Genomic DNA, 12,454 nt, shown 5'->3' on the forward strand with positions numbered 1-12,454 from the left:
CATGAAGATCCTCGTCACCCGTCCCGAACCCGACGCGGCCAGGACGGCCGCCCGGCTGGAGGCGCTCGGTCACGAGACGGCCATCGCCTCGATCCTGGTGGCCGAGTTCCTGCCGCCGCCGGCCGGGCTCGTCCGACCACGGACGATCTTGCTCACCAGCGGCAATGCGACGCGCGGCGTGGCGCGCTGGCCGGAGATCGCCGATTGGGCCGATATTCCAGTGCTTTGCGTCGGCGAGCACACCGCCGCCCTCGCGCTCGAGGCCGGCTTCAGCGATGTTCGCTCGGCCGATGGCGACGTCGAGGACCTGACCGCGCTGGTGATGGCGATCCGCAGGCCGGAGGATGGTCCCCTTCTCTACCTGACGACCGATGCCCGATCGGGCCGGCTGGCCGAGGATCTGACCGCTGCCGGCTATCCGATCGAAGTCGTCGAGAGCTACCGGATGCAGCCGCTCGCGGCGCTGCCTGATTCGGTCGTCGGCGACATCAGATCCGGGACGCTGGATGGCGTCCTGCTCTATTCGCAGCGCACGGCGGCGATCTTTCGGGCGCTGGTCGACCAGCATGAGCTGGCGCCGTTCATGAGCGCGGTCCGGCTCTTCGCCATATCCGACAAAGCCGCGTCACCGTTCGATTTCGGGCGCATCAGTGTCGCGGCCGAACCGACAGAGGATTCCCTCCTCGCCCTGCTACCGAACCCGACCGGAACATCGGACGCAGGCATACGTTAGGGGTTTGCCCTATACTGCCCCCAAAGAAGTGTGAGACCGAGGCACATGGCCGACGAGGACATCTTTAACCCGGCAACGGGCGACACGACCGGACAACGGCGGAAACGCCCGCCGGTCACGATCGATCTCGAGGCGGAGCCGGACGACAATACCGCGCCGCCGATCATCGAACCCGTTGCGGAAGAGCCGGCCGCGCCCGTTCCGCCGAGCGAGGATCCAGAAGTCGATCTGCCGCCTCCGCCGCGCCAGGAAGAGCCCCCGCGGCAGGAAGCGGCGCCGCGCCAGTCGGGCATGGGCAGCCTCGTCCAGATCGCCGGCGCCGCCATAGGCGGTGGCGTCATCGGCGGATTGCTGACGGCCTTCCTGATGGCCCCTGGAACCGACACGGTCACGCAGGCGAGCATCGATTCGCGGTTTGCCACCATCGCCTCGCGGCTCGATGGCCTCGAAGCCGGCATCGCGGCCAGGACCACCGAGACGCCCGCGCCGATCGACACGGGCCGGCTCGACGCCATCGATCAGCAGATCGCCGGGCTGAAGACCGCGTTCGACAACCTGCCCAAAGGCACCAGCGAGCCAGCGGCACCGGCCGACCTCGCGCCGATCGAGCAGCGGCTCGCCGCGCTCGAAGCACGGCCTGAGGCTGCGCCTCAAGCCCCGCCCATCGACCTGACGCCGCTCCAGGCCAATGTCGAACAGCTCGCCGCGCGGATCGACCAGATCGAGCAGCATCCCCCCGTCGACCCCAGGACCGAGGCCGCCGCCCGCACCATCGCGCTCACCACGCTGCGGCAGGCCGCGACCGCCGGCGGCCCGTTCGAGAACGAGCTCGCCGCGCTGAAGACGCTCGGCGTCGAGGATGCCGCGCTGGCGCCGCTGGCGGCCGGTGGCGCTCCGTCCCGATCCGCGCTCGTGGCTGCATTCCCTGCAATCGCGGACCAGATCCGGGCCGCCTCGATGAAGGTCGACCCGAATGCCGGCATCTTCGACCGCCTCGCCGCCTCGGCCGGCTCGCTCGTCTCCGTCAAGCCGGCAGGCCCGGTCGCCGGCAGCACGACGACGGCGATCGTGTCGCGGATGGAGGCAGCCGTCAGCGCGGGCGATCTCGCCGCCGCGCTGCAGGAGGCCGAAGGACTCGATTCCGTGGCGAGGGCTCCCCTGGCCGAATGGGCGGACGCCGCGCGCAAGCGTGTCGCCATCGATGCCGCGCTGAAGCAGCTCGACGCCAGCGGACCTGCAAACTGACGGGACCTCGATGATCCGCATCCTCATCTATATCGCCCTGGTCTTCGCCATCGCCGCCGGCTTTGCCTGGCTCGCCGATCGGCCGGGCGAGATCGCCATGGTCTGGCAGGGCTATGAAGTCCACACCAGCCTGATGGTCGGCGCCGTGGCGCTGGCGGCGCTGTTCGTCGCGATCGCCTTCGTCCTGTGGCTGATCGTGACCGTCTTTCGCGCGCCGGGCTTGTTCGGTGACTGGATGTCCGGGCGCCGGCGCGACCGTGGCTATCGCGCCTTGTCACGCGGCATGATCGCGATCGGCGCGGGCGACGTGAAGCGCGCCAAGCGCTTCGCCGTCGAATCGCGCAAGATTCTGAAGGACGAGCCGCTGACGCTGCTGCTCGCCGCCCAATCCGCCCAGCTCACGGGCGATGCGGTTGCCGCGCGCCAGGCCTTTGAGAGCATGGTGGAGGTGCCCGAGACGCGCCTGCTCGGCCTGCGTGGCCTCTTTGTCGAGGCCCAGCGCGCGGGCGAGCATGAAGCGGCCCATCACTATGCGAAGGAGGCCGCCGCCGCGGCGCCGAGCCTCGCATGGGCCGGCACGGCGCTGTTCGAATACCAGGCGGCGGCGGGCGACTGGCAGGGCGCGCTGCTGACGCTCGGCGCCAACCTCCACGCCAAGCTCGTCGATCGTGGCCAGGCCCACAGGCTGCGGGCCGTGCTGCTCACGGCGCGCGGGCTCGATCTCGAGGCCGCCGAGCCCGACGACGCCAAGGCGGTTGCGCTCGAAGCCGTCAAGCTCGCCCCGGGCCTCGTTCCGGCCGCGACGCTCGCGAGCCGCGTGCTGATCAGGGGCGGCGACATGAAGCGCGCCTCGAAGATCCTCGAAGCCGCATGGAAGATCGAGCCGCATCCGGAACTGGCCGAAGCCTATGCCGAGATACGGACCGGCGACACGGCGCTGGACCGGCTGAAGCGCGCTGAAAAGCTCGCCGCGCTCCGCCCGCTACATCCGGAAAGCCAGCTCGCTCTCGCACGCGCCGCGATCGATGCGCGCGAATGGGCCGAGGCGCGCCGCCATCTGGCCTCGATCCGCGAGGAAGACCGCACCGAACGCTTCTGCCTGCTGATGGCCGAAATCGAGCAGGGTGCCGCGGGGGACCGTGGCCGCGCCCGCGAATGGCTCGGCCGGGCCGTCCGCTCGCCGCGTGATTCGGTCTGGATGGCCGATGGCTACGCCTTCCCGGCCTGGGCGCCGATCTCGCCGATTTCCGGCCGGATCGACGCGTTCGAATGGCGGCGACCGACCGTGGCGCTTCCGGACGAATACCGCCCGGCCCTGGAGCTCGACGCCGAGCCGGCGGGCGAGGAGACCGATCACGGCGACACACTCTCGCTGACGATCGACGCCACCCCGGCGCCTGCCCCGACCCCACCGCCTGCACCCGCCGCCGCGAAGGTGGAGATGAAGCCGGCCGTCGCGACCGCGCCGGAACGCAGCGCCACCGTAGCGCTCGCAGACCTGCCGCCGCCGCCCGACGACCCGGGTGTCGAGGACATCGCGCCGGTCCCGATCGACCGTCTGCGTCTGCAATGAACAGGATATTCGGCACCGGGCTTGAAACCGGCGCCGAATATGGCTATTAACGCGCCGGTTCCCGCAGCCGTCGACGCCGACGGGCGTGAGATACCCGGTACGCCGCTTTAGCTCAGCTGGTAGAGCACATCATTCGTAATGATGGGGTCACAGGTTCGAATCCTGTAAGCGGCACCACATTTCCCCCGGAAGTCATTGCGAAGATTGTCCGGCGGCTCCTTGCATGCGGTGCCTGTCGGTTCGACGAACAGGCGCTGACGGGAACGGTCCGGCTTCCGGCTCCGATCCGAGGCGGAGGTTCGATGGAGAATGCGACCTACTATATCGTGCCGGACCCAGCCGGTACCGATTGGACGGTTCACCATGACGGCACCGATCTCGGCCGCTTTTCAAGCTATGACGACGCCGTCAAGATAGCGGTCAAAATGGCGGAAAGCGCCTGCGAAATCGGGTTCGCCAGCTCAGCAGTCTCCGTCCGTGACAAGGGTGATTTCGAGGTGATCTTCCGCTGCGAGCCGGCGACCGCGATCACCGCCATCCTGGAATGAAAAAGGGCACCCGCCAAAAACGACTGGGTGCCCTTAGCAATATTTCCCCCGGACCCCTCTTTGAAAAAACGAAAATCGGGCCGTCTCGCGCGCCTTTCAAAAGCGATACTGGCGCAATGCAGCGCGAATTTGAGCGAAGTGCGCCGGGCTGTCAACACACGAGAATGCAGTGTGACGCGAGGTTTTTTTGGTCGAGGCCTCGCTCTTAACCAGAAAGTAGCAATCTCAGGCCATAGTGATCCCGTGGTCGCGTATCGGTGTGTTTTTCCCGGCTGGCCATGAGAATGACAGGGCAACCATCATGGCTTCGGCCGCGGTGGTTGCCCTCATCATTTGGGGATGCGGGATCGTCGCTCCGATAATTTAGGCGGCTATCTTCACGATGACGGGGACATGGTCCGAGGGCCTGTTCCAGCCGCGCGCCTCGCGGATGACCTCCATGCCGAGCAAGCGACCGCGCAGCGGCGGCGTCACCCAGACATGATCGAGGCGGCGGCCGCGATCCGACGCTTCCCAGTCCTGCGCGCGATAGCTCCACCAGGTGTAGAGCTTCTGATCGGCCGGAACGAACTGCCGCATGGCATCGACCCATCCGCCGGCCGCGCGTACCGCTTCGAGCTTCTCGGTCTCGACCGGCGTGTGGCTGACGACGTTCAGCAACTGCTTGTGCGACCAGACATCCTGCTCCAGCGGCGCGATGTTCAGATCGCCGACGAGGATCGCCGGACGATTGGTCTCCGCGCCCGTGAGCCAGGACCGCATCTCGTCGAGGAAGCCGAGCTTGTGCGCGAATTTCTCGTTGATTGCGGGATCGGGCTCGTCGCCGCCGGCCGGGACATAGAAATTATGCAGCGTGATCGGCACTTCGCGATCGGCGAGCGTCACCGAGACGTGGCGGGCATCATCCTTGCCGCAGAAACCGCGCCGATTGCTCTCGATGAAGGGCACGCGCGCCACGGTCGCGACGCCGTGATAGCCCTTCTGCCCATGAACGACCTGATGCGTATAGCCGAGCTTCTTGAAGGCGGCGGCGGGGAAGTTCCCCTCGATGCACTTGATCTCCTGCAGACAGAGAATGTCTGGGCGATGCGCCTCGAGGAAGGAGGTGACGAGATCGATCCGGAGCCGAACCGAGTTGATGTTCCAGGTCGCGATGCTGATCGTCATGACTTGTCCCAGCGGCATGAGGCCGACGGGTGCCAATACGGGATCACGCGACGGAGGCCAAGAAAAAGCTGAGAAGAACCGCCGAATTGAGAGCGCCTGGATGCGGCTCCGGTGAGGCTTGAAAAGGAAACGCCCAGCCCCGGGGGAGGCTGGGCGTTGCGCTTTTCAGCGCTCCGCGCCCGTCTGATAGACGCGGCGCATGGCGGGACCATCTACGGCGAGACGGGGGGCACTACCGATCGATGGAATGTCCCGCTCACAACATGATTTGGTGTATTCGCCGAATAATTCAAGAGCAGCTTAACCAGGGGCGGTTTGGAATCGTTCACAACAACGCGAGCGGGCTACTTCGAGTTCGGCAGGTAGTAGTCGATCTTGAAATTCTTGGGATCGGCCGGCCGGCCGATCTCGACATCGTAGACTGCAACCGACGTATCGAGCCCTTGCGCATCGGTCACGACCCACTGGCGCAACTCGAATGTCTTGTTGTCGAAGATGAGCTTGAGGCTGCCATCGCCAAAGGCGCTGTCCTGCTTCAGCACCAGCGAGATCAGGTCGGGCTCCTCGATCAGCTGGCGCACGATATCGGCCGATGTCAGGTCGATCCGGTCGGCCAGCAGGTAGCGCAGCGGCGTCTTGGCGAGTGGATAGAGATCCTGCGTCATCACCTTGCTGTCGCGCACAGCGACCTGGTTGCCGTCGCAGATCACATCCATCTTGACCGGCGGGCTATAGTGGAAGCGGATCTTGCCCGGACGGCTGATGAAGAACACGCCATCCGATTGCTCGCCATTCGGCCCGAACTGGATGAAACGACCCTGCATGGTGCGGATCGCGTTGAAATAGCTGTTGATCTTGCCCAGCGCGTCGGTCTGCTGGGGCGTAAAGGCGGCATAGGCGGGCCCGGCGGCGGCCATCAGGGCGAAGCCGACGGAAGAAGCCAGGAAACCGCGGCGCGTCGAGCGTGAAACCTTGTCGAACGTCACGATTCGTCTTTCCTTCGTGTCGTGGACGGCGCGAAGCCGACCGGATTGCCCGTCGGTTCTCGCCCTAAGGACGTTTGATGGCGATTTCGGGGCGCGACAGCCGGCTCAGAACCGGCCTTCATCCTCGCCACCGACCAGGATCTCGCGTTTGCCGGCATGGTTGGCGGGCCCGACGAGGCCTTCCTTCTCCATGCGCTCGATCAGCGAGGCGGCGCGGTTATAGCCAATCGAAAGGCGCCGCTGGATATAGCTGGTGGAGGCCTTGCGATCGCGCAAGACGACGGCGACGGCCTTGTCGTAGAGATCGTTCGATTCCTCGCCGCCGAGGATCGGTCCGCCGGCCTCGCCGCCCTCCTCCGTCTCGCCGTCATCCTCGGTGATGGAATCGAGATAGTCGGGATGGCCCTGCGTCTTCAGGTGCTTGACGATGCGCTCGACCTCCTCGTCGGAGACGAAGGGGCCGTGGACGCGCTGGATGCGGCCGCCGCCGGCCATGTAGAGCATGTCGCCCTGGCCGAGCAGCTGTTCCGCGCCCATCTCGCCGAGGATGGTGCGGCTGTCGATCTTGGACGTGACCTGGAAGGAGATGCGGGTCGGGAAGTTCGCCTTGATCGTGCCGGTGATGACGTCGACCGAGGGGCGCTGCGTTGCCATGATCACATGGATGCCGGCGGCGCGCGCCATCTGCGCCAGACGCTGGACGGCGCCTTCGATATCCTTGCCGGCGACCATCATCAGGTCGGCCATCTCGTCGATCAGCACGACGATATAGGGAATCGGCTCGAGCGGCAGGTCTTCCTGCTCGTAGACCGCCTCGCCCGTCTCCTTGTCGAAACCGGTCTGGATCGTGCGCGTCAGCACCTCGCCGCGCGCCTTGGCCTGGCCGACACGGGCATTGTAGCCGTCGATGTTGCGCACGCCGACCTTCGACATCTTGCGATACCGGTCCTCCATCTCGCGCACGGTCCATTTGAGCGCGACGACGGCCTTCTTGGGATCAGTGACGACGGGCGTCAGCAGATGCGGAATGCCGTCATAGATGGAGAGTTCGAGCATTTTCGGGTCGATCATGATCAGCCGGCATTCATCCGGCCGGAGCCGGTAGAGCAGCGACAGGATCATGGTGTTGATCGCGACCGACTTGCCCGAGCCGGTGGTGCCGGCAACGAGCAGGTGCGGCATGCGCGCCAGATCGGCGATGACGGGTTCGCCGCCGATCGTCTTGCCGAGGCACATGGGCAGCCGCGCCTTCGACTTCTCGAAATCCTCGGCCGCGAGCAGCTCGCGCAGGAACACCATCTCGCGGCGCGCATTCGGCAATTCGATGCCGATCGCGTTCTTGCCGGGGATGACGGCGACGCGGGCGGCGATTGCGCTCATCGAACGCGCAATATCGTCGGCCAGGCCGATGACGCGGGACGACTTGATGCCCGGCGCCGGCTCCAGTTCGTAGAGCGTCACGACCGGGCCCGGGCGGACATTGATGATCTCGCCGCGAATGCCGAAATCATCGAGCACGCCTTCCAGCACGCGCGCATTCTGCTCCAGCGCCTCGAGATTGATCTTGGCGCGGGGGTCGACGGCGCGCGGCTCCGCCAGGAACTGCAGGGCCGGAAGCTCGAAGCTCTCATTCTTCAGCAGCGAGGGCTGTGCATCCTGCGCGAGCCGCTTGCCGGCCTTCGGCCGTGGTGCCGGCGCGCTCACCCGCGCCGAAGGCAGCGGGCTCAGCTGATCATCGTCCTCATCGTCCTCGTCATCGAGCGCGGCCTCGGGCATGGCCCCGCCGCGTGGCGCGACGCTGCGCGGCACCATGCGCGGCTCGCGCCGTCCGCCATCGACCGATGGCTCGCGACCGCCGACCGGACGGACCGGGACGTCGTCCTCATCGTCATGCCGACGGAACAGCCGCCCGACACTCGCGCGCGCCGAATACCCCCAATGGGCGAGAGCACCGAGCGGTACGGCGAAGAAGCTGCCGCGCTCGTCGTCATCAAAAGCGTCGACATCGTCGGGCTCGACCTCGCGCTGCCGCTTGGCTGCGGGACGCGGCGCATTCTCGCGCGCCGGGCGTTCATCATCGCGGCGACCGAGGCGAACAAAGCCGGCGGCATGCAGCAGCAGCGCGAAGCTCAGAAGCGCGAAGAGGGCGGGAGCGATCGTCGCGGCATTGCCGGTCGGCGGGCCGCCGAGCACGAGGTTCGGGATACGGCCCAGAACATCGCCCAGCACGCCGCCGAGCCCGGTCGGCAGCGGCCAATGCGCGGTCACCGGGACATAGGACAGGGACGCGGCGGCAGCGAGCGGGGCGGCGAGCCAGCTCGCGATCATCATGCCGCGAAAGGAACGGCCACCGAACAGCCCGCGCCAGCCCCAGAACACGGCCGGCAGCAGCAGGACGGCCGCGGCGAGGCCGAAGAACTGCATCAGCAGGTCGGAGATGATGGCGCCGGGAAAGCCGAGAATATTGACCACGGGCTTGGCCGCCGCATAGGAAAGCGACGGGTCGTCGACGGTCCAGGTGACGAGGCTCGCAGCGATCGCCGCAGCGCCCGCCAGGAGCGCCACGCCGATCACCAGGCCGACATGGCGGCGCAGGAGCCGCGAAAGCCCCTCCCCGTCATCGGACGGCATGGGCAGCGAAACCGATCGTGTCGAACGCATCGTCGAACCGTATCCTTCCCCGAATCAGCCGAGCACGCGTGCCATGCGCGTCAGAGCTTCCTTGGTGGTGGCGATATCCTGAACCATGGCGACACGGATGAAGCCATCGCCGGGATTGAGGCCATCGGCGCCGGGCAGCGAGAGATAGCCGCCCGGAATCGTGCGCACGCCCGCCTCGCGCCAGAGCCGCACGGCCGCCTCCTCGCCATTGCCGACATCGAGCCAGAGGAAGAATCCGCCCTCCGGCACGGTGGGGCAGAGGTCCGGCCCGAGTATCTCGGCGGCAAGGCGATATTTCTCGTTATAGAGCGCGCGGTTCTCCACGACATGCGCCTCGTCGCGATAGGCCGCGACGCCGACGGCCTGGATCGGGCCCGGAACCTGCGGCGCCGCCATGTTGCGCAGCCGCGTCCAGCCCGTGATGAACTGCGGGTCGCCGGCGACGAAGCCGCAGCGCAGCCCCGGCAGGTTCGACCGCTTCGAGAGCGAATGAAACGCCAGCACATTGGCGAAGCCTTCGCCGAGGCGATCGGCGGCCTCGAGCACGCCATGCGGCGGCTCGTCGCGATAGATCTCGGAATAGCACTCGTCGGCGAAGATCATGAAATCACGCTGCCGGGCGACGCTGATGAGCCGCGTCCAGTCCTCCAGCGTCGCGACGCTGCCCTGCGGCGCCACAGGGGACGCGATGTAGACGGCGATGGTGCGCGCGAGAATATCGTCGGAGAGGCGGGAGAGATCGGGCTGGTAGCGCTCCTCCGGCCCGGCCTCGAGCAGGATCACCTCGGCGCCTGCGGCTTCGGCCCCGGCGGCATAGGCCTGGTAGAACGGGTTCGGCAGCAGGATCACCGGGCGGGCGATGTTCGTGGCGCGCTCGCGCGCGCCGAGCGCCGCGAAGAACAGCCCCTCGCGCGACCCGTTCAGCGGAAGAACCATGCGTTCGGGATCGACCGGCGTCGACGTCAGCCCGTAGCGGTGGTCGAGCCAGCCCGCCATGGTCTGGCGGAACTCATCCGTGCCGCGAATGGCGGGATAGCGGCCGAAGGATTCGAGATTTTCGGCCAGCACCGGGCCGACGAAGGACGGGATCGGATGCTGTGGCTCGCCGAGACCCAGATTGATCGGCGACAGGCCGGGCACGATGCCGGCCAGACGGTCGTTCAACCGGACAAAGGGCGAGATCGCTTTGCGGGCGCTCGTCGTGCCGAGCATGGCGCCGGTCCTCATTGATGGATTCGATTTGAGGACCCTAGCCCGGCTTTGGTTAAGCCGCCTTTAACCATCGCCCGACAGCGCCGCGCGCTGTGCAAAAAAGAAGCCCCGGCGAGACCGGGGCTTCCAGATATTCACGTCTCGGAAGACCGGAGCGCCAAGGCGCCCCGGAGACCGGATCAGCTGTGGTAGGCGCGCTCGCCGAGCTCCACGATATCGAGGCCTTCGCTCTCGACTTCGGGGCGGACACGCAGGCCGATGATGACGTCGACGATCTTGAAGAGGATCGCCGAACCCACCGCCGACCAGACCAGCGTGAAGAGCACGGCCTGGATCTGGACCCAGACCTGGTGGCCCATCGCGTAGTCCTTGATGCCGACGCCGCCGAGCGACGGGCTGACGAGGATGCCGGTCGCGATCGCGCCGACGATACCGCCAACGCAGTGCACGCCGAACACGTCGAGCGCGTCGTCATAGCCGAAGGCGTTCTTCACCGTGGTGACGAAGAAGAAGCAGACGATCGCAGCGCCGAAGCCGAGCACGATCGAACCGACCGGACCAGCGAAGCCGGCAGCCGGGGTCACCGCGACGAGACCGGCGACGACGCCCGAGATCGCGCCGAGCATCGAGGGCTTGCCCTTGACGATCCACTCGATGAAGCACCAGCCGATGGCGGCACCCGCCGTGGCGACGAAGGTGTTGATCGTGGCGAGACCGGCGATCGGACCGGCCGAGAGAGCCGAACCGGCGTTGAAGCCGAACCAGCCGACCCACAGCATGGCAGCGCCGACCATGGAGAGCGTCAGCGAATGCGGCGCCATCAGCTCCTTGCCGAGGCCGATGCGCTTGCCGACGAGGATGGCGCCGACCAGACCGGCGATACCGGCATTGATGTGGACGACCGTGCCGCCGGCGAAGTCAAGCGCGCCGAGCTGGAACATGTAGCCCGTCGACTGCCAGACCGTGTGCGCGATCGGAGCGTAGATGAAGGTGAGCCAGAGCAGCGAGAACAGCAGCACGGCCGAGAACTTCATGCGTTCCGCGAAGGCGCCGATGATCAGCGCCGGCGTGATGGCGGCGAAGGTCATCTGGAAGCAGACGAAGACATATTCCGGGATCGTGCCCGAGAGCGTGTCCGGCGCAATGCCGGCGAGGAAGGCCTTGGACAGGCCGCCGATGAACGGTCCGCCATCGGTGAAGGCCAGGCTGTAGCCGTAGAACACCCAGGCGACCATGACGATCGAGGCGATCAGCAGTCCCTGCATCAGCACGGAGAGCATGTTCTTGGCGCGGACGAGGCCGCCATAGAACAGAACCAAGCCCGGCACGATCATGAACAGCACGAGGACCGACGAGACCAGCATCCAGGCGGTGTCGCCCGAATTCAGGACCGGCGCGGCAGGAGCGGCAGCGGCGGCGGCATCGGCAGCAGCCGGCGCGGCATCCTGCGCCAGGCTCGCCACGGTGGACGCGAGAAGCGCCCATCCCGCACCGAGAAGGGAATACTTGGCAGTTCTCAGATTCATCGGACCTCTCCTGTCGGACCGACCGTCAGGTCGGCTGCCTGCACCCGGGACGAACAGTCCCTTCTCGCGGCTGTTTGAAGCTGGATTGTCGAAATAGTTTACAGTCATCGTGCCCCATCACTCCCTTGCCTTGCGGCAACGACACGTACTGGGAAGGTGGTCTCAAAGCGCATCGGTGTCGGTTTCGCCCGTGCGGATGCGCACCGCCTGATCGATCGAATAGACAAAGATCTTTCCATCGCCGATCTGGCCGGTCTTGGCGGCGCCGGAAATGGCATCGACCACCTTGTCGACCGTCTCGCTCGGCACGGCCACCTCGATCTTGAGCTTCGGGAGGAAGCTCACGGCATATTCCGTGCCGCGGTAGATTTCCGTATGTCCCTTCTGGCGGCCGTAGCCCTTGACCTCAGTCACCGTGAGGCCCTGGACGCCGATTGCCGTCAGGGCATCGCGCACTTCGTCAAGCTTGAACGGCTTGATAATCGCCATAACGATTTTCATGTCTTCAGATCCCGTCTCGTTGTGCGGCCAGCGGACCGCATGGCGTCGATCTCGCCGAACCGGCAATGCCGGCCGCGAGCAACGCGGAGGCTTTGACCGGCGTGAACTAATCAAGGTCCGTGCCAAGTCAGCTTATTTTTTTCGCCAATCGTCGAATCGCGCAAAACCGAGGCAAATCATCCGCTCGACGTGACCATCCGTCGTCAGCTTGCCACAATTTCTGAGCGTCGGCTAAGCAAATCGCGCCATGTGCCTTAATGGTAGGCACAACAGGGCCAAAAAACGCCTAATTGTACGTCACG

10 protein-coding genes and 1 tRNA gene are annotated in these 12,454 nt (G+C 66.2%); 5 read left to right on the top strand and 6 right to left on the bottom strand.

The features are described from left to right. Position 1: 1 nt before the first annotated feature. The 5 genes from QO014_RS08355 to QO014_RS08375 all read left to right on the top strand — a co-directional run bounded on the left by QO014_RS08355 (position 2) and on the right by QO014_RS08375 (position 4,099). Positions 2-733, top strand: a complete 732-nt coding sequence (locus tag QO014_RS08355; RefSeq protein ID WP_266348225.1) for a uroporphyrinogen-III synthase — start codon at positions 2-4, stop codon at positions 731-733. Between the two features lie 45 nt (positions 734-778). Beyond that, complete coding sequence (locus tag QO014_RS08360; RefSeq protein WP_266348226.1) at positions 779-1,978, top strand: COG4223 family protein; 1,200 nt, start codon at positions 779-781, stop codon at positions 1,976-1,978. Between the two features lie 10 nt (positions 1,979-1,988). Beyond that, positions 1,989-3,551, top strand: a complete 1,563-nt coding sequence (locus tag QO014_RS08365; protein WP_266348227.1) for a heme biosynthesis protein HemY — start codon at positions 1,989-1,991, stop codon at positions 3,549-3,551. Positions 3,552-3,652: 101 nt separating this feature from the next. Further along, positions 3,653-3,728 (top strand) — tRNA-Thr (locus QO014_RS08370). Between the two features lie 125 nt (positions 3,729-3,853). After that, positions 3,854-4,099: a hypothetical protein gene (locus tag QO014_RS08375; RefSeq protein WP_266348228.1), complete on the top strand. Its 246-nt coding sequence runs from the start codon at positions 3,854-3,856 to the stop codon at positions 4,097-4,099. Between the two features lie 363 nt (positions 4,100-4,462). Here the strand turns inward: QO014_RS08375 and xth are convergent, their stop codons facing one another. From xth to QO014_RS08405, 6 genes are all read right to left on the bottom strand, one after another. After that, on the bottom strand, positions 4,463-5,266 hold the full coding sequence (gene xth / locus QO014_RS08380) for an exodeoxyribonuclease III (RefSeq protein ID WP_266348229.1): 804 nt from the start codon (positions 5,264-5,266) through the stop codon (positions 4,463-4,465). Between the two features lie 344 nt (positions 5,267-5,610). Beyond that, complete coding sequence (locus QO014_RS08385; protein WP_266348230.1) at positions 5,611-6,252, bottom strand: LolA family protein; 642 nt, start codon at positions 6,250-6,252, stop codon at positions 5,611-5,613. Positions 6,253-6,357: 105 nt separating this feature from the next. Further along, positions 6,358-8,913, bottom strand: coding sequence for an FtsK/SpoIIIE family DNA translocase (locus QO014_RS08390; RefSeq protein ID WP_266348231.1), 2,556 nt, complete (start codon positions 8,911-8,913; stop codon positions 6,358-6,360). 24 nt (positions 8,914-8,937) lie between these two features. Continuing rightward, entirely contained in the window at positions 8,938-10,140 is a 1,203-nt protein-coding gene (locus QO014_RS08395) for an aminotransferase class I/II-fold pyridoxal phosphate-dependent enzyme (protein ID WP_266348232.1), read from the bottom strand. 164 nt (positions 10,141-10,304) lie between these two features. Then, positions 10,305-11,651 carry an ammonium transporter gene (locus QO014_RS08400; RefSeq protein ID WP_266348233.1) on the bottom strand — a complete coding sequence of 449 codons (1,347 nt, stop codon included), beginning with the start codon at positions 11,649-11,651 and terminating at the stop codon, positions 10,305-10,307. Positions 11,652-11,813: 162 nt separating this feature from the next. Further along, positions 11,814-12,152 carry a P-II family nitrogen regulator gene (locus QO014_RS08405; RefSeq protein ID WP_266278742.1) on the bottom strand — a complete coding sequence of 113 codons (339 nt, stop codon included), beginning with the start codon at positions 12,150-12,152 and terminating at the stop codon, positions 11,814-11,816. Positions 12,153-12,454 lie beyond the last annotated feature (302 nt).

The sequence above is a fragment of the Kaistia dalseonensis genome, assembly GCF_030814715.1.
GTDB classification, from domain to species: Bacteria; Pseudomonadota; Alphaproteobacteria; order Rhizobiales; family Kaistiaceae; genus Kaistia; species Kaistia dalseonensis.